The following is a 20,073-nucleotide window of genomic DNA, read 5'->3' on the forward strand; positions in this document are numbered from 1 at the left end:
CAATAAAAAACCCCCTCTGAATGAGGGGGTTTTATTGTACCTTTTTGGTACGGATAAGGAGTCTGACGATGACCTACTTTCGCAGGCGAATGCCTACTATCATTGGCGCGGGAGCGTTTCACCGTCCTGTTCGGGATGGGAAGGGGTGGTTCCACTCTGCTATGGTCGTCAGACAAAGGGGTGGGGATCGAGGTTTTCCTGGATCCCGCATTCGAATTGTCCGGGGTGCCTTGCGATCTTTCGACCGCTCAGCCGACTGTCTTGTTCACACCGCGCTGACTTGAATCAAATCACGCGGTGCGTCTGGAAGAAGGTTTTGTTGGGTTGAGACCGCATCGCATACACACGCTGCATGCTTCTCAAAATTATAGGATCAAGCCTCACGGGCAATTAGTACGGGTTAGCTTAACGCATTACTGCGCTTCCACACCCCGCCTATCAACGTTGTGGTCTTCAACGACCCTTCAGTGCACTCAAGGTGCAAGGGATATCTTATCTTCAGGCAAGTTTCACGCTTAGATGCTTTCAGCGTTTATCTCTTCCGTGCTTAGCTACCCGGCGATACGACTGGCGTCATAACCGGTACACCAGAGGCACGTCCACTCCGGTCCTCTCGTACTAGGAGCAGCCCCCGTCAAATATCCAGCGCCCACGGCAGATAGGGACCAAACTGTCTCACGACGTTTTAAACCCAGCTCACGTACCACTTTAAATGGCGAACAGCCATACCCTTGGGACCGGCTACAGCCCCAGGATGTGATGAGCCGACATCGAGGTGCCAAACTCCCCCGTCGATATGAACTCTTGGGAGGAATCAGCCTGTTATCCCCAGAGTACCTTTTATCCGTTGAGCGATGGCCCTTCCATACAGAACCACCGGATCACTATGACCTGCTTTCGCACCTGCTCGACGTGTCAGTCTCGCAGTCAAGCCTTCTTATGCCATTGCACTATCAGTACGATGTCCGACCGTACCTAGAAGACCTTCGTACTCCTCCGTTACACTTTGGGAGGAGACCGCCCCAGTCAAACTGCCCACCATGCACGGTCCCCGATCCCGATAAGGGACCTAGGTTAGAACCGCAACGACACCAGGCTGGTATTTCAACGTCGCCTCCACGAGAACTAGCGTCCTCGCTTCACAGGCTCCCAGCTATCCTACACAAGTCCCGTCACAGTCCAATGCAAAGCTACAGTAAAGGTTCATGGGGTCTTTCCGTCTAGCCGCGGGGAGATTGCATCTTCACAAACATTTCAACTTCGCTGAGTCTCGGGTGGAGACAGTGTGGCCATCGTTACGCCATTCGTGCGGGTCGGAACTTACCCGACAAGGAATTTCGCTACCTTAGGACCGTTATAGTTACGGCCGCCGTTTACCGGGGCTTCGATCAAGAGCTTGCACCCCATCAATTAACCTTCCGGCACCGGGCAGGCGTCACACCCTATACGTCCACTTTCGTGTTTGCAGAGTGCTGTGTTTTTATTAAACAGTCGCAGCCACCATTTCACTGCAACCCCATCGGCCTTCGCGAGTAAATCACTACAACCTACCGGGGCGCACCTTATCCCGAAGTTACGGTGCTAATTTGCCGAGTTCCTTCACCCGAGTTCTCTCAAGCGCCTTAGAATTCTCATCCTACCCACCTGTGTCGGTTTGCGGTACGGTTCTCGTTTACCTGAAGCTTAGTGGCTTTTCTTGGAAGCTTGGTATCAGTGACTTCGGCTCCAATGGAGCACCGTCATCGTGTCTCGACATTAACCCCCCGGATTTGCCTAAGGGATCTGCCTACTCACTTAAACCGGGACATCCAACACCCGGCTCACCTAACCTTCTCCGTCCCCACATCGCAGTAAACGAAAGTACGGGAATTTTGACCCGTTTCCCATCAGCTACGCATCTCTGCCTCACCTTAGGGGCCGACTCACCCTGCGCCGATGAACGTTGCGCAGGAAACCTTGGGTTTTCGGCGAGGGGGCTTTTCACCCCCTTTATCGCTACTCATGTCAGCATTCGCACTTCTGATATCTCCAGCATCCATTACCAGACACCTTCGCAGACTTACAGAACGCTCCTCTACCATATGCACAAAGTGCATATCCGAAGCTTCGGTTACGTGCTTAGCCCCGTTACATCTTCCGCGCAGGACGACTCGACTAGTGAGCTATTACGCTTTCTTTAAAGGATGGCTGCTTCTAAGCCAACTTCCTAGCTGTCTATGCCTTCCCACATCGTTTTCCACTTAGCACGTCATTTGGGACCTTAGCTGTCGGTCTGGGTTGTTTCCCTCTTGACACCGGACGTTAGCACCCGATGTCTGTCTCCCATGCTCGCACTTCACGGTATTCGGAGTTTGCTATGCCGCAGTAAGCCGCAATGGCCCCCACTAACATTACAGTGCTCTACCCCCGTGAGTGATACATGAGGCGCTACCTAAATAGCTTTCGAGGAGAACCAGCTATCTCCGGATTTGTTTAGCCTTTCACCCCTATCCACAGCTCATCCCCTAATTTTTCAACATTAGTGGGTTCGGACCTCCAGTGCGTGTTACCGCACCTTCATCCTGGCCATGGATAGATCATCCGGTTTCGGGTCTACGCCCCGCTACTATGCGCCCTATTAAGACTCGCTTTCGCTTCGCCTCCCCTATTCGGTTAAGCTCGCAACGGAACGTAAGTCGCTGACCCATTATACAAAAGGTACGCAGTCACCCCTTGCGAGGCTCCCACTGTTTGTATGCATGCGGTTTCAGGATCTATTTCACTCCCCTCCCGGGGTTCTTTTCGCCTTTCCCTCACGGTACTGGTTCACTATCGGTCGACTACGAGTATTTAGCCTTGGAGGATGGTCCCCCCATGTTCAGACAGGATTTCACGTGTCCCGCCCTACTTGTCTCATGCCTAGTTCCACACTCTTGTTTTCGCGTACGGGGCTATCACCCACTATGGCCAGACTTTCCAGACTGTTCCACTAACAAGAATGCTAAATCATGAAGGCTCTTCCCAATTCGCTCGCCACTACTATGGGAATCTCGGTTGATTTCTTTTCCTCGAGCTACTTAGATGTTTCAGTTCACTCGGTTCGCTCTACCTGACCTATGTATTCAGCCAGGAGTACCCTTACGGGTGGGTTCCCCCATTCGGAAATCTCCGGATCAAAGCTCTATTGCCAGCTCCCCGAAGCTTATCGCAGGCTTACGCGTCCTTCATCGCCTGTAGTCGCCAAGGCATCCACCACATGCACTTAGTCGCTTGACCCTATAATTTTGAGAACTCAATACGCTTGCGCACATCAAGTCTCGCATTACAGGTGTGTTTGCTTTCCACTCCACCAGGCTCGGCGCCCAACAGAATGGTCGATACAATTTCAACCCATGTTGATGCATTCATCACAAATGCATCACCTTCTTCCAAATTTTTAAAGATCAGCCGTTACGCATAAAGCGTAAGCACTAAAGTCATCGACTTCACTGCTTACGATTCACACTGATAGGTACTACACAAATCCCAGCCCTGGCCCCTAGACCCTAACTCCTAGTGACTGGTGGAGGATGACGGGATCGAACCGACGACCCCCTGCTTGCAAAGCAGGTGCTCTCCCAGCTGAGCTAATCCCCCGTTTTCAGATTCAAGACCCAAGGCCCAAGAATCAAGAACCTACTCTCTTGCATCTTGTATCCTGCATCTTGCTTCCCTCAACTGGTGGGCCTGGGAAGACTTGAACTTCCGACCCCACGCTTATCAAGCGTGTGCTCTAACCAACTGAGCTACAAGCCCGGCTTCACCGTTTCGTCAATCGAAACGATTTCTAAACAACAACCGATAGGTGTGAGTGTTGACGCGGCTTTCTCTAGAAAGGAGGTGATCCAGCCGCAGGTTCCCCTACGGCTACCTTGTTACGACTTCACCCCAGTCATGAAACCCAGCGTGGTAAGCGCCCCCCTTGCGGTTAGGCTACCTACTTCTGCCAGATTCCACTCCCATGGTGTGACGGGCGGTGTGTACAAGACCCGGGAACGTATTCACCGCGACATGCTGATCCGCGATTACTAGCGATTCCGACTTCATGCTCTCGAGTTGCAGAGAACAATCCGGACTACGATCGGCTTTCTGGGATTGGCTCCACCTCGCGGCTTGGCAACCCTCTGTACCGACCATTGTATGACGTGTGAAGCCCTACCCATAAGGGCCATGAGGACTTGACGTCATCCCCACCTTCCTCCGGTTTGTCACCGGCAGTCTCATTAGAGTGCCCTTGCGTAGCAACTAATGATAAGGGTTGCGCTCGTTGCGGGACTTAACCCAACATCTCACGACACGAGCTGACGACAGCCATGCAGCACCTGTGTTCCAATTCCCTTTCGGGCACCCCCGCATCTCTGCAGGGTTCTGGACATGTCAAGGGTAGGTAAGGTTTTTCGCGTTGCATCGAATTAATCCACATCATCCACCGCTTGTGCGGGTCCCCGTCAATTCCTTTGAGTTTTAATCTTGCGACCGTACTCCCCAGGCGGTCAACTTCACGCGTTAGCTTCGTTACTAAGGGATTTCACTCCCCCAACAACCAGTTGACATCGTTTAGGGCGTGGACTACCAGGGTATCTAATCCTGTTTGCTACCCACGCTTTCGTACATGAGCGTCAGTGTCATCCCAGGGGGCTGCCTTCGCCATTGGTGTTCCTCCACATCTCTACGCATTTCACTGCTACACGTGGAATTCCACCCCCCTCTGACGCACTCTAGACTACCAGTTCAAAACGCCATTCCCAGGTTAAGCCCGGGGATTTCACGTCTTGCTTAATAATCCGCCTGCGCACGCTTTACGCCCAGTAATTCCGATTAACGCTCGCACCCTACGTATTACCGCGGCTGCTGGCACGTAGTTAGCCGGTGCTTCTTCTGCTGGTACCGTCATTAGCACACGATGTTAGCGCGTACCGTTTCGTTCCAGCTGAAAGAGCTTTACAACCCGAAGGCCTTCTTCACTCACGCGGAATGGCTGGATCAGGCTTTCGCCCATTGTCCAAAATTCCCCACTGCTGCCTCCCGTAGGAGTCTGGGCCGTGTCTCAGTCCCAGTGTGACGGATCATCCTCTCAGACCCGCTACTGATCGTCGCCTTGGTGAGCCATTACCCCACCAACTAGCTAATCAGACGTCGGCCGCTCGAATAACGTGAGGTCTTGCGATCCCCCACTTTCCCCCTCAGGGCGTATGCGGTATTAGCGCGACTTTCGCCGCGTTATCCCCCATTACTCGGTACGTTCCGACGCATTACTCACCCGTTCGCCACTCGCCACCAGGTGCAAGCACCCGTGCTGCCGTTCGACTTGCATGTGTAAAGCATTCCGCCAGCGTTCAATCTGAGCCAGGATCAAACTCTTCAGTTCAATACCTGCTATTACTTCAAATACTTCTGTCGCTCAACTCAAACTCGCTCCGCTAAATAAATAACAGAGCTTGATTCAAGTGTGAGCATCTATGCTAGTTGCCAGACCATAAAAAACCAGTCCAACTACCGCATCAACACCCACACCTATCGGCTGTAAATTGTTAAAGATCAATCGATTAGCACGCCAACCTTCGCTGCGTTGCCGTTTCGAGAGGTGCGCATTCTACGTGGTTTACATAAAACGTCAACACTTATTTCGAAATGGTTGCGGGGGCAGGATTTGAACCTACGACCTTCGGGTTATGAGCCCGACGAGCTGCCAGACTGCTCCACCCCGCGCCTGTCGCAATGAAACCGCGTCAATCGAGAAGCGAAACTATAGCAAAGCATGCCGGGCCGCGTCAACACTTACGCGCACCCCGAATAAACCAGGGTACGGGGAGATCGGCATTCCCGCTGTTTTCAGGCGCCCTGGGAAGGCCGGCCTTGCCCGGACGGATTGCGTGAAAAACCAGGGACGGTGTGGCCTGAGCGGAAAATCGGCATTTTCTGCCACGCGATAACGGTACCGATTGGTTGACAGACAGTCCATCGTCAAAACCGCTACCATTCAAGCCTCACTGTCCATCGGAAACGCTTGTGCACATCGCTGATTTCACCCTGTTGCGTTTGCCGCGCATCGAGTTCGGCTCGGGGGTCTTGGCCAGGCTGCCGTCGATAGCCAGCCGATATGGCTCATATGCGTTGCTGGTGACCGGCGCTGGCTCACTCGAGCGTTCGCCGTTCTGGGTGAAGCTGGCGACCGGGTTAAAAACGCAAGACATTTCATGGCACCACCTGACCATAACGGGCGAGCCCTCACCCGAGATGGTTGATGAAGCCGTACGCGCCTTGCGGGCGGAGCCCATTCATGTAGTCATAGGTATCGGCGGCGGCAGCGCGCTGGATGCCGCCAAGGCGATTGCCGGCTTGCTCAAGCCCGGCAATTCGGTCATGGATCACCTGGAAGGGGTGGGACCCGAGCTGGCTTATGCTGGTCCGGCCACTCCGTTCATTGCCGTGCCGACCACTGCCGGTACCGGTTCGGAAGCGACCAGGAATGCGGTATTGAGCCGACAAGGTGTGGGCGGCTTCAAAAAATCCTTTCGCGACGAGAAGTTGGTGGCGGAAGTCGCCCTGGTCGATCCGGATCTGCTGGTGACCTGCCCGCCCGCCGTCATCGCGGCCAACGGCATGGACGCCTTTACCCAGTTACTGGAGTCCTATGTATCCAGCCGTGCTTCGCCATTGACCGATTCACTCGCCTGGGGTGGCATGAAGGCTGCGCGCGACGGCCTGCTGGCTCTACATGCCGACGCCGGCGGCGCGACGGCGCGCGCACGGATGGCGTATGCGGCGCTGGTGTCGGGCATCACGCTGGCGCAGGCCGGGCTCGGCTCGGTACATGGCCTGGCCGCACCGCTGGGGGCGTTTTTCCCGATTCCGCATGGTGTCGCGTGCGGCACGCTGGTGGCGACGGCCACGCGCATCAATATCGAAGCCCTGCGCGCACGCGAACCCGCGCATCCGGCGCTGGAAAAATACGCACAGGTGGGTCGTCTGCTAAGCAGACAGGGGAAACTGGAGCGGGATGCGTCGCACGCCGCTCTGATCGACACCCTGGAAGCCTGGACGCGCGAACTCAAGCTGTCGTCATTGGCGCATTACGGCGTGCAACACGCAGATATCCCGCGCATCGTCGCCGACAGCCGTGGCAGCAGCATGAAAACCAACCCGCTCCGGCTCGACGATGACGAAATCGCGGCCATCCTGGCCGCACGCATCTGACGGTGACCCACTCAAGTTAAACCCGCATCATCCGCTATTTGTGCGACTCAATTTCTGGAGCGCATCATGTCCGGCGGCTTGGTTTTTCTCATCGTGCTTGCACTGCTCGCCGTCTTCGGCGTGTTCGTCTTCAACCAACTGGTCGCCTTGAAACATAACGTCGGCAAGGCATGGTCGAACATCGATATCCTGCTCAAACAGCGTCACGACGAGCTACCCAAGCTGGTCGAGACCTGCAAGCAATACATGCAGTTCGAGCAGGAGACGCTGGAAAAGGTGATGCAGGCACGCAACCAGGTGGCGAGTGCACGTGAATCCCACAACATTGCCGCACTGGGGCAGGCCGAGGGCACCCTGCGACTCGGCCTCGGCAATCTGTTCGCCGTCGCCGAGGCCTATCCCGAGCTGAAAACCAACGAAACCTTCCAGCATCTGCAGGCGCGCATCACCGGCCTGGAGAACGCGATCGCCGACCGCCGCGAGTTCTACAACGATTCGGTCAACGTCAACAACGTGCGCGTCGAACAATTTCCCGACACCGTCGTCGCGCGCCTGTTCGGCTTCCGCCAGTTTCCGCTGCTGCGCTTTGCCGGCGCGGAGAAAAAAGACGTCGACCTCAAACAGCTGTTCAACCCCTGATGTTTCGCTGGGTGCCCGAATGGCGGCACGACTACGCCAACCTCGCGCTGGGCGGCGGCAATCTGCTCATTCTGCTGCTCGGTCTCAAGCTGCAATCGCGTGCCGGCTGGCAAATCACCCTGGTGCTGATCGGGCTGACCAGCTGCTGGGCGTGGTATGCCAATCTCAAGCGCCATCGGACCGTGTCGGATACGCCGACCTCGCGCATCGTCTCGGCGCCACAAGGCTACATCGAACTCGTCGGGCGCGGCTGGCAGCCGCCCGGCGCCGGCCTGGTCAGCCCGGTCAGCGGACTGCCCTGCCTGTGGTACCGCTACCGCATCGAACGCAAAAACGGCGACCGCTGGGAACACGTCGAATCCGGCGCGTCGCACGATACCTTTGGCGTGGACGATGGCAGCGGCCACGTGCTGGTCGACCCCGACGGCGCGGAAATCCGCACCTCGCGCAAGCAGGTTGCAACGTCTGGCGGCTACCGCAAGACCGAATGGACCTTGATTGAAGGCGAGACGATTTATGTCGTCGGCGAGCATGTCACCCTCGGCGGCCCCAACGCCGTGCTCGACAAAAAAATGGACCTTGCCACGCTGCTGGCCGAATGGAAGCAGGATAAAGCCGCCCTGCTGGCGCGTTTCGATGCCGACCGCGACGGCGAAATCAGCCTGGCGGAATGGGAATGCGCGCGCCAGGCTGCATCCGGCGAAGTCGACCGCGCCCATCTCGACATCCGCCTGCAAGACGGCATCCACCTCATGCGCCGGCCTGCACATGGCCGCCCGTTCCTAATCGCCAACCGCGAGGCCGGCTTGCTGGTGCGGCATTTCCGCCTGTGGAGCTGGGCCCATCTGGCGCTGATGATGGCCGCGCTGCTGGGGCTGGCACTGATCGGACACACGGCCTGAGTACCGCTTGCCCTGCCCGGCCCCACGCCCTATAGTCAGGGTACGGAGGATGCATCATGAAACACGCCATACCCGAAACACCCGCCGACTACGACCACACCCGCATCATCGAGCGGCCCGATGGCTGCTATTGGATCGATGCCGAAAGCGGCGAAGAATACGGTCCTTTCAGTAGTCTGCTGGAAGCGGTGCAGGATATGGAATACAACGCCGACAGCGACTATGAGCCCGGCGAGACCGTGACAGAAGCCGAGGATGAATTGGGGATCTCGGACTGGATCGACCCCGACACCGGCGATCCGGGCGATGAATCTCACCGCCCGGTAGAGTGAATTCCGGCTGAGGCCGGCTGTTCCAGGGCATTCCGCGCAGCGCACTCCGCCGCTCGCGCCTCACATTCAAACGTGTTGTCGCGGTAAGGGTTGCCGCCGCGCATCCAGGCGAGCAACCCAGCCAGCGGATACAGCACCAGCAGCAATATTCCCCAGCGTTCGAACTGCCTGACATGCGCCCGCTCGTGAGCCCGGGTCGCAGTCAAGGCGGCCAGCGACACCCCGACCACCACATGCCCCAGGGTCATCGCGGCAACCGGTCCGCTGAAAGGGAAGCCGCGCTGCAGCACCCGCGCCGGCCAGCCGCCGGCGGCCTCCAGCACGCCGTCGACCCGATGCAGCGCGCCGCCGCTGCTGCGCGCGATCAGCGCAACCAGCATGCCGAGCAGCGTCACCGGCAACGCCCACAGGTAAAACAAGACCTTCAGCATTACCGGAGTCGCATTCGGAAATGCGAATGCCGGCCCGATCGCCGCCTCGTCCGGCCGTTCATCGTACCGGCGCGAATCCTGGTCGCAACGCAGTGCGGGATCGTTCCGCCTGTTGACGCCCCCGCATTCATCCGCGCCGACTCAATAAATATCCGTCGCCCCCGCAAACCAGCGCACCTCCGGCAAGCCATGGCGCACAAAATGCGCGCGCGCCTGTTCCAGCTGCGCCGCGGTGCCCGCCGCATAGACGTCGAAGCGATGCAGATCGGGGTAATCCACCACGATGCTTTTCAGCACACTTTCCAGATCGTCGGTCGGCGCGTGCGGCACGTAGTTGAAATCGTCCAGTGCATCGGCCCAAGTGCGGCACAGGTTATCCTGATAATGCCCGGCTGCATCGGCCAGCCAGTGCAGATCCATCGATTCGACCAGTTCCAGCGACATGGCGTGCTGGATCAGGCTCTTGATCGGCGCGAAGCCTACGCCGAAAGCGAGGAAAATCGCCGGCCGCGGCGAATCCTCGTCCAGCACGAACTCGCCGAACGGCCCTTCCAGCGTCACCGCGTCGCCGGCTTTCAGAGTGGTGAACACGGCCTCGGCGAACGCATCGCCGGGGCGACGCGGAATCTGCAGTTCGATGTTGCGGTCTTCGCACGGGCAACTGGCAATGGCGTAGCGCCCGCGCACGCCATCGATCGACACCTCGATGCTTTGCCCGCCGAGATACCGCAGGCGCTGGCTGCGCGGCGTCAGGATATGCAGCGCTGCGATCTGCGAATTGAACGCTTCCACCGACTTGACCTTGGCGCTGAGCCGCTGCATCGGAATGTCGTGCGCGCCCGCCACATTGGCCTCGATCACCACGTCGTTCACCGGCGCATAGGCGCACAACAGGATCGCCCCGGCGTCTTTGTCGGCCTGCTTCAGCACATAATCATGCGCGCGGACTTTTTTCACTTCGCCCGACACCAGCCGCGCCTTGCAGTCGCCGCAGTTGCCGTTGCTGCAGCCATAGTTGAGCGAGACCCCGTTGCGCAACGCGGCATCGAGCAGCGTGTCGTTGCCCTCCACAAAAAATTCGTGGCCGCTTGGCTGGATGGTGACGTGGGCTGACATGATTTTACGTATCCTTTCCTGTGCGATCGCTGCCTGCGCCAGCACCGCATCCGCCGGCATTTCGGCCAGATTGCGCAGCAGGAACGCGCGCAGGGTGTGCAGGGCATGGCGCGTCTCGGCGCTTTTGTCTTCTTCGATTTCGTCGATCTTCTCGTCCAGCCAGAGCATCACGTTGCCGTAATGCAGCAGCAGGGATTTTGCCGCCGCGTAATCGTCGCCCAGTTCGGTCAAGCGTGCCGCCAGCACGTCCTTGTCCGGCAGCGCGCGCTCGAGCACCCGCTTGGCGAACGCCCTGTCCTTGATTTCCGTCACCCGGCGGAACTCCGCATCGTCGTCCCATTTCACCTCGGGAAACGCACGCAGCAACTCGTCGAGTTCGACCATGCCGTCAAACGTCGCCAGCGTGCCGTCGCGGATCATTTCCTGCAACGCGTGGCGCGGCTGCCCGACCAGCTTGACCACCCGGGATAGCGGAAGTAAATGGCTCATGACGTGATGTTACCGCGAGCGCCTGATATATAGAATCGGCAGTCCACCCGATTCCGGATCCGCGATCACATCGGACGGATGCTTCTGACCATACAATCGCATCATGCCTGTCATCACCACCCGCCCCTGTCCCGCCGATGCCCGTGCCGCGCTCGAGCAGGCCGGCCTCGCGCCCGCCTGGGCACGGCTGTATGCCGCCCGCGGCGTCACCCATCCCGAGCAGGTTGCGCACCGCCTGCCGCAGCTGCTGCCGCCGGCCGGGCTGCTGCACATCGAGCGTGCCGCCACGCTGCTGGCCGACGCCATCCGCGACAACAAACGCCTGCTCATCGTCGCCGACTACGACGCTGACGGCGCCACCGCCTGCGCGGTCGGCGTGCGTGGCCTCACCCTGCTCGGCGCGCGCGTCGCGTACCTAGTGCCCAACCGGCTCGAACATGGCTACGGCCTCACCCCCGACATCGTCAGGCTCGCCGCCGAGCCCCCGTTCGGGGACAAGCGCCGGCCCGATCTGCTCGTCACGGTCGACAACGGCATCGCGGCGGTCGAAGGCGTGGCGGCGGCCAACGCGCTCGGCATTCCGGTGCTGGTCACCGACCACCACCTGCCCGGCGACACGCTGCCGGACGCCGCCTGCATCGTCAACCCCAACCAGCCGGGATGCGGCTTCGCGTCTAAAAACCTGGCTGGGGTGGGGGTGATGTTCTACGTGCTGCTGGCGCTGCGCGCCGAACTGCGCCGGCGCGGCACGTATGCAGAAAAAGCCGAGCCGGATCTGCGCAGCCTGCTCGACCTGGTCGCGCTCGGCACCGTTGCCGACGTAGTGAAGCTCGATGCCAACAACCGCACCCTGGTCGAGCAGGGCCTGGCGCGAATGCGCGCAGGCAAGGCCAGCGCCGGCGTCAACGCGCTGTTCCGCGCCGCCGGGCGCGAACCCGCGCGCGCCACCGTGTTCGACCTCGGCTTCATGCTCGGCCCCAGGCTCAATGCCGCCGGCCGCATCGACGACATGGCGCTCGGCATCGAATGCCTGCTGACCGACGATCCTGCCACCGCCCAGCAGCTGGCGCAGCAGCTCGACACGCTCAACCGCGAGCGCCGCAGCATCGAAGCCAGCATGCAGGACGAGGCGCTCGCCATCCTGGACGGTTTCCGGCCGGCCGATGCCGTCAGTCTCACCGCCTGGCAAGCCGATTGGCACGTCGGCGTCATCGGCATTCTGGCATCGCGCCTGAAGGACAAGTTCCACCGCCCGACCATCGTGCTGGCGGCCAGCGAGAACGGTGAGCTCAAGGGCTCCGGCCGCTCCATCCCCGGCCTACATCTGCGCGACGCGCTCGACCTGGTCGACAAACGTCACCCCGGCCTGATCATCAAATTCGGCGGCCACGCCATGGCGGCCGGGCTCAGCCTTCCCGCCGGTCGCCACGCGGAATTCGGATTGGCCTTCGAAGCGGTCGTGCGCGAACTGATCGACCCGGCCGATCTGGAGGGGGTGATCGAAACCGACGGCGAACTGGAACTCGCCGAGCACCGCTACGAATTTGCCGAGCAGCTCGACCACGCAGTCTGGGGGCAGGGCTTCCCCGCCCCGCTGTTCAGCGCCACTTTCGACGTCGTGGCGCAGCGCGTCGTCGGCGAGAAGCACCTGAAACTCAAGCTGGCGCGCGAAGGCGAACAGTTCGAAGCAATGCACTTCTTCCACCCCGAGCCACTGCCGGAACGTATCCGCGCCGTCTACGCGCTGATGCCCAACACATTCAATGGCCAGTGTTCGCTGCAGCTGAAGCTGCAACACTGGGAAGCGGCAGACGGCGAAGGGGACAAAAAAGGGGCGGAGTGAAGCATCCCGCCGAAGGGACTGCGCTGAGAAAAACCTTGCCCATCCGTGCCTGCCACGATGTGTCAGGGCACGCTCATTCTGCGCGCGGCAAACGAGCTTTTATCGGCACCAGGCAATCCAGCGTGGTCCGTTCAGCCCATGCCTGCGCTCACGGCCTACGGTTTCGCGCTGGCGCTGAGTTTCTCCCGGTCGAGGCGGTCGCGCCAGGTTTCCAGCAGATTTTCCACCTCAACCCGCTTCAGCCCGGTGAAAGGCTCGGTCTGCGCCAGTGCATCCTGACAGGATTTGTCGCGATACTTCTGCATCATCTCGCGGCCCAGGCCATAGAGCTGGCCGTTGTGGCCCTGGCAAACCTGCAGCTCCTGCGTCTTGCCTGACAGATCGCCTTCCGCCCGTTTCCTGGCGGACTCAGCCTGGGCGAACGTCTGCGCAGTGGCGCGCTGCACGGCCAGGCTGTCAGCCAGCTGTTTTTCGGTGTCAGCCAGCTTCGTCTTCAGCGCCTCCGTTTCCGCTTGCGCCGCTTTCAGTCCGCCTTCCAGCCGGCCACGCGCCGCACGTTCGCCGGCCAGCTGCCGCTTGCTGACGCGCAGTGTCTCCACCTCGCGTTCCAGTATGTCCTTGTCGGCCAGCGCTGCCGCCTTTTCCTGCTCGGCCAGCGCGCGCGCCTGGTCGAGTTGCTGCATCTGCTGCTGCATGCGACGCAGCATCTGCTTTTCGCGATTTTCGTTCTTTGCGGCCCACACGGGTGTGGCAACCATGGCCACCAGGATCGCAGTCAGAATAGGTCGTTTCATTAGAGTGTCCCCACCGGCATCTGTCCGGGCATCGCGCCGAGACTGAGCAGAAGCCGGGCCATGTCCAGATCGCCGACAGAAAAGGCCCACCACAGGGGTGGATGAAATTTTTTGTCGCCCCATTCGATCGGCGCACCCGCGCGAACAAGTGCCCGGGCCGCGTCGTACTGGCCGTTCGCGGCGGCCACCGCCAGCGGAGACAGGCCCTCGCGGTTGAACAGCCGCCAGTCCGGCCGGGCGCGCGCCAGCACCTCGATCACCGCGGAATGGCCCATCAGTGCCGCGACGTGCAGCGGCGTGTCGCCGTCGTCGCCCTTGCGGTCGGGAATGGCGCCAGCGCGCAGCAGCATCTCGACCAGCCGCACGTTGCCGTTCTTCGCCGCCAGCCCCAGCGGCACGTAGCCGCGGCCCTTGATGTTCGGTGTCGCACCTGCATCGAGCAGAACCTGGGCGAGTTCCAGATTGCCCTGACGCACCACCTCCAGCAACGGCGCATCGCGCCAGATGTCGCCGATATTGGGATTGGCGCCCGTCTTGAGCAATCGGCGCACGGCCTCGATGTCGCCGCGCCGGGTGGCGTCCATCAGCTTCGCTTCGTCGCCCGACTGTTCTTTCGGCAGCACGGCATTGCCGTCGGCCGCGATGGCGGCGAAACGCTCGGGCGCCACCCGCAGGCGCGCCTCGCGCGGCGGACGTTCGGCCGATTCGGTGACCAGCCAGCCCAGTTCGCCGTCGGTCAACGGCTGGCTGGCGGCGACAACTGGCGCCAGCGCCAGCAGCAGGAAAAAGACTTTAGAACCTTGCATTGAGGTCGAGCTGGAACACATCGATGGAAAGCGGCAGACCGCTGATCTCGTCGGACGACATCCACTTCGCCGACAGCCAGGTATTCTTGTACAGCGCATACGAGCCGCCGAGCATGAAACCCTTGGCATTGGTGCCGCCGAGATGGAAATCGGAATCGGTGAAGGCGTCCAGCACCGCATCGCGTTCAAGGTAGCGGTAACCGATATAAGCCTGCCACTCGTGGTCGTCGACGTATTTGAAGGTCGGATGCCCGATGGTCAGCTTGACCTGGTAGCCGTCGGTCTCCTCCTCGATGGCCTGCCCCGAACGGGCCAGGATCTTGCCCTGGTCGAAACCGACGTTGCGCGCCCAGTCGAAGCTGCCGATGATGTGGATGGGGAAGAATTCGGCGAAATCGGCGACCAGCGTGAGGTTGGCGATCTGATAATCCGCCGCCAGCGCCCACAGATTGGTATTGACGTTGCCGTCGTTGTCGATGTTGAACAGGCTGTTGCCCTTTTGCCGGAATTGCGGCGCGGCCTGGTTGAACTGGATATCGTGCAGTGCCTGGTTCGCGACCCCGCTGATATTGCGGTAGTCGTAATAGCCGGCCCCGGCCTTGAAGCGTGCGCGCGTGCTCGGCGCCCATTCCAGTCCGACCTGTGCGCCGTAGAGCCATTTATCCTTGGCCTTGACGCCCAGGCTCTGTTCGACTTCCTGCAGGGGAAACACGCCCGCGGTGACGAAGGGCTTGAACACGCGCTGCGGGTCCAGCGCACCCGGCGCGTAGCTGACCGCGGCGCCCTCGAAATTGAGATCCTCGTCCCACACCAGATCGGTCGAGAAGAAGGGATTGGGGATGCGCCCGCCCCACAGCGTGAGGTCATCCACCGGACGCAGCTTGAGGAAGGCGCGGTCGAGCGCCAGGCTGTATTTGTTGCCGGTATTGCCGAGCGTCTGGTTGGTCGACACCGGGTCGGTGGTATTGCCGGTGGTGATGCGGATGCCGGCGTCGACGCCCGATGCGACGTTGGCGTTCAAGCCCAGCCGCATGCGCAGGCGTTCGCGCTGACGATCTTCGGTAGTGTTGCCGATCGCCTGGCCGGCGGTCTGAAAGGAGTATTCCGGCGCGTTGCCGTCGGCGAACAGGTCGCCCTGGTAGCGCAGACGAATGTCGCCCTCCCACTTCAGGCGGTCAAGCCATTCAGGCACCGCGTTGACATCGCCCCAGCGTTCCTGCTTGGCCTGCGCAACGACTTCCTGGCGCACCTGTTCGCGGATTTCGCGTTTGACGGTTTCGGGCACGTACACCACGCGCACCACGTCCTTGCCAGCCTCGGCCTTGCCGGCTTCCGTCTCGGCAGCCCTGGCCTGCGCGGTTTTTTCGGCAGCCTGCTGCTGCGCCTTCTTCAGCATCGCGTCGGCGGCTTCCTGCTTAAGTACGCCCTGCTCCACCAGCAGCTGGATCAGGCTCAGCGTGGTTTCGTGCAGCATCTCGACTTTCGCGCGCTCGTCGTCCGGCGCCGCCATGGCGCCACCCGAACACGCTGCCGCCACGGCCAGCGCCAACCATTTTCTTCGCATCGTCATAGCGTTCTCTTGTCCACTCTCAGGCGCGTGAAATCACGCGGATTTTCATCGGTTGCGGCATGTCTGCCGGTGGACCGTCGCGCAGGGCGCGCATCCCTTTCAACGCCTCCCTCAGCACCTCGTCCGCATGGGCATCGCCGGTACTGTCCACCAGCGCGGTGCGCGTCACCTGGCCGCCGCCGTCGATCCACACCTTCACGACCACCTTGTAGTTCTTGTTCTTGAGTGCTTTCTCGCGCGCCAGTGCGGCCTGAAACGCCGAATTCACCGCATCGTTCACCAGCGCGTCGTACCAGGCCCACGGGTTGCCTTTCGGGCCGCCACTTCCCGGCAGCGTGGGTACACCGCGCGCGATGTCGGTCGCCATGCCGCCGGCCGGGCCCTCCGCGATGCCATCCGGCGGCGGCGCATCCGCCTGCTGCGGCTCGTCCGGCACCGGCTCCGGCTGATCCAGCTTCACCTCTTCCTTGATTTCCGGCTCGGGCGGTTTCTGCTCGGGCGGCGGCGGGGGCGGAGGTGGCGGCGGACGCACCAGAGTGATCTGCTGAACCTTCATTTTTTGCACCGGGCCTTTCGGCGTCAGTATGTCCTTCAGCCACAGCGCGATCAGCACGGCGGCAGCCAGGCCTGCGGCCACTGCGCTCCAGCGCACCCAGGCCGGCTTGCGCGTGTTCTCCTCCATGCCTATTTCGCGAGCTTCTGGGTCACCAGACCCATCTGCGTGATGCCCACCTGTCCCAGCAGGTCGAGCACCTCCATCACCTTGCCGTACTGCACCACCGTGTCGCCCTTGACCACCACCGGCAGGTCGGGCGTGGCCGTCTTGGCCGCCGCGAGCTGGGTGCGCAGCTCGTCGAGCGTGACCGGATAGGTGTCGAGGTAGACCTGGCCGCTGTCGCTGATCGTGATCGCCTTGGTCTTGGGTTTGGCCAGGCTGGGCGTGTCGGAGGCCTTGGGCAGGTTGACCTGGATGCCCTGCACCGCGGCCGTGGTCATGATGATGAAGATGACGAGCAGCACGTACGCCAGATCGAGCATCGGCGTGATGTTGATCTCGTCGTAGGGCTTGTCGTCCTCGTGTGCGCTGGCCATCTTGCTTTTCTCAGCGCGAGTAGTTCTCGGCGAGCTTGGTCACCAGCTCGTCGATGAAGACCCGCATATCGGACGTCACCGTCTTGATGCGCGAGTTGAGATAGTTGTAGCCGAACAGCGCCGGGATCGCGACTGCCATGCCGGCCGCAGTGGCCATCAGCGCCGCCGCGATACCGGGCGCGATGGCGTTGACGTTGACGTCGCCGGTGGCGGCGATGACGGCGAAGGTGATCATCACCCCCAGCACCGTGCCCAGCAGGCCGATGAAGGGGCCGCCGGAAATCGCGATGGTGAGCAGCACCATCAGGCGGGTGAGCAGGCCCGATTCGCGCACCAGGCCGGTGTCGAGGCTGGCGCGGATCGAATCCAGCGCCTGCGGCGAGAGGTTCTTGTCCTGCTCCGCGAGGTGGCTGGCATCGGTGTCGGGAAAGCGGTGGGCAAGCTCCTGCGCGGCGATGTGGTACAGGCGATACAGCGAGGAATGCCTGAACGCATCCGCCATCCGGCTCGACTTGTCGAGCGCGCCGAGGTCGGACGACAGCTCGCGGAACGTGTCAAGGAAGGCCCGGTTGGCGCGATCCACCTTGTTCACGTACAGCGCCTTGGCGATCATCACCCATACCGCGACCACCAGCATCACGGCGAGCACGCCGATGGCGACCCAGCCGTCGAGCGTGAGCGCCTGGAACAGCGTGCCCCAGATGCCGCCGCCGCCGCTCTCGCTGCCCTCGTCCTCACCCAGCGCGACCAGCGTGCCCTCCGGCCCCTGCGCCGCCGCGACCGCAATCCAGGCGGCCGGCCGCGCCGCGCCGGCGAGCTGGATTTCGTCGGCTTCGCCGATGTAGCCGTTGCCGAGCGTCAGCCGCCCCGCAGGCGCCGCCGCGCCGGCCGCCTCGCCGGCCGGTTTGCCGTCCACGTACAGCCTGAGCGTGCCGCCCTCGACGACCACCGCCAGGTGCTGCCATTTGCCGTCGACCAGCGGTGCCGGACTGGCCACGCTCGCCGTGCCCGCCTGCACGTTCAGGATACCGCCCGCCAGCGCGACCGAAAATCCACCGGCCTGCATCAGCGCACCGTCGAGCGCGGCCGGCTTCAGCCACATCGAGGCGCTCCAGCCGCCGTTGGCCGGCACGGCCGGCAGCGTTAGGTTTTGCGTGGCGTCGAATTTGGCGCCGCCGTTGGCGAACGAGGCAGCGATACGGGTACCGGTGAAGGACGTCGCGCTGAGCGCATTCGGCCCGCTGTCGGCCGGATTGCCGGCCGGCTCGTTGAAGTGATACACCGCCGACGCGGCATCGTAGCTGCCACGGGCGTCGGACGCCGGCGGCGCTTCCGGATTGCCGAAATACAGCCAGGCCTCGGTGCGTGCCGCAAGCTTCGGCACCTTCACCCAGACCAGCGCGAGCTGGTTCAGGCCATCCCATTTCTCGATGTGGAACTTGAGTTCGCTGGCGTCGTCGCCGGCCACCACACGCAGGTCGCTGCCGTCCTCGTTGGACGCAAGGAAATCGAAATTGCCGGTGTGCAGTCGGATCAGCACCGGCGCATCGGCGACCTCGCCGGCCGGATGGGTCAAGGTGATTTTCTTGCGCGCACTCCAGTCCTCGTTCCACCAGGCATGGCTGGCCGCGGAAAACAGGGAAAGCAGCAGGGCAATCGCAACAGCAAGGACGCGCATGGGTATTCAGCCAGCATGAATCAAGCGCCGGATTATCCGGGCCGGCGATGACAGAGCATGGACATCGGCATGGCCCGAACGGGCCATGCCGCGCGCTTGCCTGGGCGTACGGATACCGTTCATCATTCGTTAGAATCGCCGGCCGCAGCGCGCAGCGGCATGAAAGACGTTTCCGCCCCGCAACCCCGCCGGCAGGGAGAAGAACTCATGGATTTGCCTGAAGCCTGGAAAACAGAAGACGGTTCCGCCCTGACATTGCGGCGCCTGGAAGAATCGGATGCTGAAAAACTCATTGCGTTCGTCAGGGGCCTGTCCGTCGCGGCGCGCTACTTCCGCTTCGGGAGTGGCGACTACGACCCGGGGCTGGATGAAACGCTGAGATACTGCCGCTTGCACCATGACGAGGGAACGCACCTCGTCGTCCTGACGCCGACAGCGTGCGGAGAGCAGGTCGTCGGCTCCGCCCGCTATGTGATCCAGCCCGACCGCACCAGCTGCGAGTTCGTCATCGTCGTCGCCGACACCTGGAGCCACCACGGCGTCGGCCATCGCCTGATCGACGCGCTGCTCGGCTGCGCGAAGGCGCAGGGCCTGCAGAAGATCCATGGGCGCATCCTCGCGAGCAATCGCGACATGCTCCAGTTCGTCCGGGGGTTCGGGTTCGCGATTTCCGACAGTACCGAAGGCGACTGGATGAAGATCGCCAGCCTCGACCTGTGAAGCACCCGCCGCCTGGTAGCGAAAAAACCCGCCATGCGGCAGGCTTTTCCGTGCGCGGCCGACGGATCAGGCGCGCCGCGCCATGAAGCCGACCAGTCCCGGGCCGGCTAGCAGCATGGCGTAGGTTTCCGGCTCGGGAACCGGCGTCATGCTGTAGAGCGTGGTGGTATTGGAAACCTCGTTGGCGATGGCCAGGTAGTACTTGCCGTCCATGAAGAAGGCCTTGATGCCTTCCGGCGCCACGTCGCCATCGGTCACGATCATGTCAACGAAGCTGGCGCTGGCCGGATCAGTGATGTCGTACACCGCCACCGCGCCCTTGGTCGTGCGCTCCAGGCCGATGAAGGCAAGCATGCGCCGCCGATCTCCATCAGTTCCACGCCTTCCGGCTCCACGCCCTTGTCGTCGTTGCGGCCGTCGTCGTAGATGCCGCGCGCGATCGTCTC

The 20,073-nt window shown here is 61.4% G+C and carries 15 protein-coding genes, 3 tRNA genes and 3 rRNA genes; 6 read left to right on the top strand and 15 right to left on the bottom strand.

Going from position 1 to position 20,073, the window contains the following annotated elements; all coding sequences use genetic code 11:
- Nucleotides 1-60: 60 nt before the first annotated feature.
- From rrf to B059_RS0113650, 6 genes are all read right to left on the bottom strand, one after another.
- Nucleotides 61-173, bottom strand: a 5S ribosomal RNA gene (gene rrf / locus B059_RS0113625).
- Nucleotides 174-369: 196 nt separating this feature from the next.
- Nucleotides 370-3,255 (bottom strand): 23S ribosomal RNA (locus B059_RS0113630).
- Nucleotides 3,256-3,539: 284 nt separating this feature from the next.
- Nucleotides 3,540-3,615 (bottom strand) — tRNA-Ala (locus B059_RS0113635).
- Between the two features lie 82 nt (nucleotides 3,616-3,697).
- A tRNA-Ile gene (locus B059_RS0113640) sits at nucleotides 3,698-3,774 on the bottom strand.
- 77 nt (nucleotides 3,775-3,851) lie between these two features.
- Nucleotides 3,852-5,386 (bottom strand): 16S ribosomal RNA (locus tag B059_RS0113645).
- Together the 16S, 23S and 5S rRNA genes with 3 tRNA genes alongside form the textbook arrangement of a ribosomal RNA operon.
- Nucleotides 5,387-5,650: 264 nt before the next feature.
- Nucleotides 5,651-5,727: transfer RNA gene (locus tag B059_RS0113650), tRNA-Met, on the bottom strand.
- 300 nt (nucleotides 5,728-6,027) lie between these two features.
- On the opposite strand from B059_RS0113650, the gene B059_RS0113655 reads away from it, so the two are divergent.
- From B059_RS0113655 to B059_RS0113670, 4 genes are all read left to right on the top strand, one after another.
- Nucleotides 6,028-7,215, top strand: coding sequence for an iron-containing alcohol dehydrogenase (locus tag B059_RS0113655; RefSeq protein WP_018078812.1), 1,188 nt, complete (start codon nucleotides 6,028-6,030; stop codon nucleotides 7,213-7,215).
- A 66-nt stretch (nucleotides 7,216-7,281) separates the two neighbouring features.
- A complete protein-coding gene (locus B059_RS0113660; RefSeq protein WP_018078813.1) occupies nucleotides 7,282-7,854 on the top strand; it encodes a LemA family protein in 573 nt (190 codons plus the stop codon).
- Nucleotides 7,854-8,756 (top strand): hypothetical protein, encoded by a 903-nt coding sequence (locus B059_RS0113665; RefSeq protein WP_018078814.1) that lies wholly within the window; start codon nucleotides 7,854-7,856, stop codon nucleotides 8,754-8,756. Before B059_RS0113660 ends, B059_RS0113665 begins: the two co-directional genes overlap by 1 nt.
- A gap of 56 nt (nucleotides 8,757-8,812) precedes the next feature.
- Entirely contained in the window at nucleotides 8,813-9,088 is a 276-nt protein-coding gene (locus B059_RS0113670; protein WP_018078815.1) for a hypothetical protein, read from the top strand.
- Here the strand turns inward: B059_RS0113670 and B059_RS21485 are convergent.
- Entirely contained in the window at nucleotides 9,070-9,519 is a 450-nt protein-coding gene (locus B059_RS21485) for a hypothetical protein (protein ID WP_018078816.1), read from the bottom strand. The genes B059_RS0113670 and B059_RS21485 overlap by 19 nt on opposite strands.
- A gap of 141 nt (nucleotides 9,520-9,660) precedes the next feature.
- The gene (locus B059_RS0113680; RefSeq protein ID WP_038058848.1) at nucleotides 9,661-11,124 is read right to left on the bottom strand and encodes a 2Fe-2S iron-sulfur cluster-binding protein; all 1,464 of its coding nucleotides are present in this window, start codon (nucleotides 11,122-11,124) and stop codon (nucleotides 9,661-9,663) included.
- Between the two features lie 103 nt (nucleotides 11,125-11,227).
- Here B059_RS0113680 and recJ point away from each other — a divergent pair, with 103 nt between their 5' ends.
- The gene (gene recJ, locus B059_RS0113685; protein WP_018078818.1) at nucleotides 11,228-12,967 is read left to right on the top strand and encodes a single-stranded-DNA-specific exonuclease RecJ; all 1,740 of its coding nucleotides are present in this window, start codon (nucleotides 11,228-11,230) and stop codon (nucleotides 12,965-12,967) included.
- Nucleotides 12,968-13,122: 155 nt separating this feature from the next.
- Here the strand turns inward: recJ and B059_RS0113690 are convergent, their stop codons facing one another.
- The 6 genes from B059_RS0113690 to B059_RS0113715 are packed head-to-tail and all read right to left on the bottom strand — an operon-like array spanning nucleotide 13,123 to nucleotide 18,907.
- Entirely contained in the window at nucleotides 13,123-13,761 is a 639-nt protein-coding gene (locus tag B059_RS0113690) for a hypothetical protein (RefSeq protein ID WP_038058849.1), read from the bottom strand.
- Complete coding sequence (locus B059_RS0113695; RefSeq protein ID WP_018078820.1) at nucleotides 13,761-14,567, bottom strand: ankyrin repeat domain-containing protein; 807 nt, start codon at nucleotides 14,565-14,567, stop codon at nucleotides 13,761-13,763. The genes B059_RS0113690 and B059_RS0113695 overlap by 1 nt, the downstream gene beginning before the upstream one ends.
- On the bottom strand, nucleotides 14,554-16,137 hold the full coding sequence (locus tag B059_RS0113700; RefSeq protein ID WP_026177528.1) for a putative porin: 1,584 nt from the start codon (nucleotides 16,135-16,137) through the stop codon (nucleotides 14,554-14,556). The genes B059_RS0113695 and B059_RS0113700 overlap by 14 nt, the downstream gene beginning before the upstream one ends.
- A 19-nt stretch (nucleotides 16,138-16,156) precedes the next feature.
- Nucleotides 16,157-16,819 (bottom strand): energy transducer TonB, encoded by a 663-nt coding sequence (locus B059_RS0113705; RefSeq protein ID WP_018078822.1) that lies wholly within the window; start codon nucleotides 16,817-16,819, stop codon nucleotides 16,157-16,159.
- Nucleotides 16,820-16,821: 2 nt separating this feature from the next.
- Nucleotides 16,822-17,229: an ExbD/TolR family protein gene (locus B059_RS0113710; RefSeq protein ID WP_018078823.1), complete on the bottom strand. Its 408-nt coding sequence runs from the start codon at nucleotides 17,227-17,229 to the stop codon at nucleotides 16,822-16,824.
- A 10-nt stretch (nucleotides 17,230-17,239) separates the two neighbouring features.
- Entirely contained in the window at nucleotides 17,240-18,907 is a 1,668-nt protein-coding gene (locus B059_RS0113715; RefSeq protein ID WP_018078824.1) for a DUF2341 domain-containing protein, read from the bottom strand.
- A gap of 57 nt (nucleotides 18,908-18,964) precedes the next feature.
- Between B059_RS0113715 and B059_RS0113720 the strand changes: the two genes are divergently transcribed.
- Nucleotides 18,965-19,627, top strand: a complete 663-nt coding sequence (locus B059_RS0113720; RefSeq protein WP_018078825.1) for a GNAT family N-acetyltransferase — start codon at nucleotides 18,965-18,967, stop codon at nucleotides 19,625-19,627.
- A 66-nt stretch (nucleotides 19,628-19,693) separates the two neighbouring features.
- Here B059_RS0113720 and B059_RS21490 read toward each other — a convergent pair whose 3' ends face one another.
- Nucleotides 19,694-19,981, bottom strand: a complete 288-nt coding sequence (locus tag B059_RS21490; protein ID WP_018078826.1) for an FxDxF family PEP-CTERM protein — start codon at nucleotides 19,979-19,981, stop codon at nucleotides 19,694-19,696.
- Between the last annotated feature and the right edge of the window lie 92 nt (nucleotides 19,982-20,073).

The sequence above is a fragment of the Thiobacillus denitrificans DSM 12475 genome (genome assembly GCF_000376425.1).
Classification (GTDB): Bacteria; Pseudomonadota; Gammaproteobacteria; order Burkholderiales; family Thiobacillaceae; genus Thiobacillus; species Thiobacillus denitrificans.

Coding starts and splice junctions, on each gene's coding strand:
- B059_RS0113660 (WP_018078813.1), top strand. CDS start 7,282: ATGTCCGGCGGCTTGGTTTTTCTCATCGTGCTTGCACTGCTCGCCGTC.
- B059_RS0113665 (WP_018078814.1), top strand. CDS start 7,854: ATGTTTCGCTGGGTGCCCGAATGGCGGCACGACTACGCCAACCTCGCG.
- B059_RS0113690 (WP_038058849.1), bottom strand. CDS start 13,761: ATGAAACGACCTATTCTGACTGCGATCCTGGTGGCCATGGTTGCCACA.
- B059_RS0113715 (WP_018078824.1), bottom strand. CDS start 18,907: ATGCGCGTCCTTGCTGTTGCGATTGCCCTGCTGCTTTCCCTGTTTTCC.
- B059_RS21490 (WP_018078826.1), bottom strand. CDS start 19,981: ATGCTTGCCTTCATCGGCCTGGAGCGCACGACCAAGGGCGCGGTGGCG.
- recJ (WP_018078818.1), top strand. CDS start 11,228: ATGCCTGTCATCACCACCCGCCCCTGTCCCGCCGATGCCCGTGCCGCG.
- B059_RS0113680 (WP_038058848.1), bottom strand. CDS start 11,124: ATGAGCCATTTACTTCCGCTATCCCGGGTGGTCAAGCTGGTCGGGCAG.
- B059_RS21485 (WP_018078816.1), bottom strand. CDS start 9,519: ATGCTGAAGGTCTTGTTTTACCTGTGGGCGTTGCCGGTGACGCTGCTC.
- B059_RS0113695 (WP_018078820.1), bottom strand. CDS start 14,567: ATGCAAGGTTCTAAAGTCTTTTTCCTGCTGCTGGCGCTGGCGCCAGTT.
- B059_RS0113720 (WP_018078825.1), top strand. CDS start 18,965: ATGGACATCGGCATGGCCCGAACGGGCCATGCCGCGCGCTTGCCTGGG.
- B059_RS0113705 (WP_018078822.1), bottom strand. CDS start 16,819: ATGGAGGAGAACACGCGCAAGCCGGCCTGGGTGCGCTGGAGCGCAGTG.
- B059_RS0113710 (WP_018078823.1), bottom strand. CDS start 17,229: ATGGCCAGCGCACACGAGGACGACAAGCCCTACGACGAGATCAACATC.
- B059_RS0113700 (WP_026177528.1), bottom strand. CDS start 16,137: ATGACGATGCGAAGAAAATGGTTGGCGCTGGCCGTGGCGGCAGCGTGT.
- B059_RS0113670 (WP_018078815.1), top strand. CDS start 8,813: ATGAAACACGCCATACCCGAAACACCCGCCGACTACGACCACACCCGC.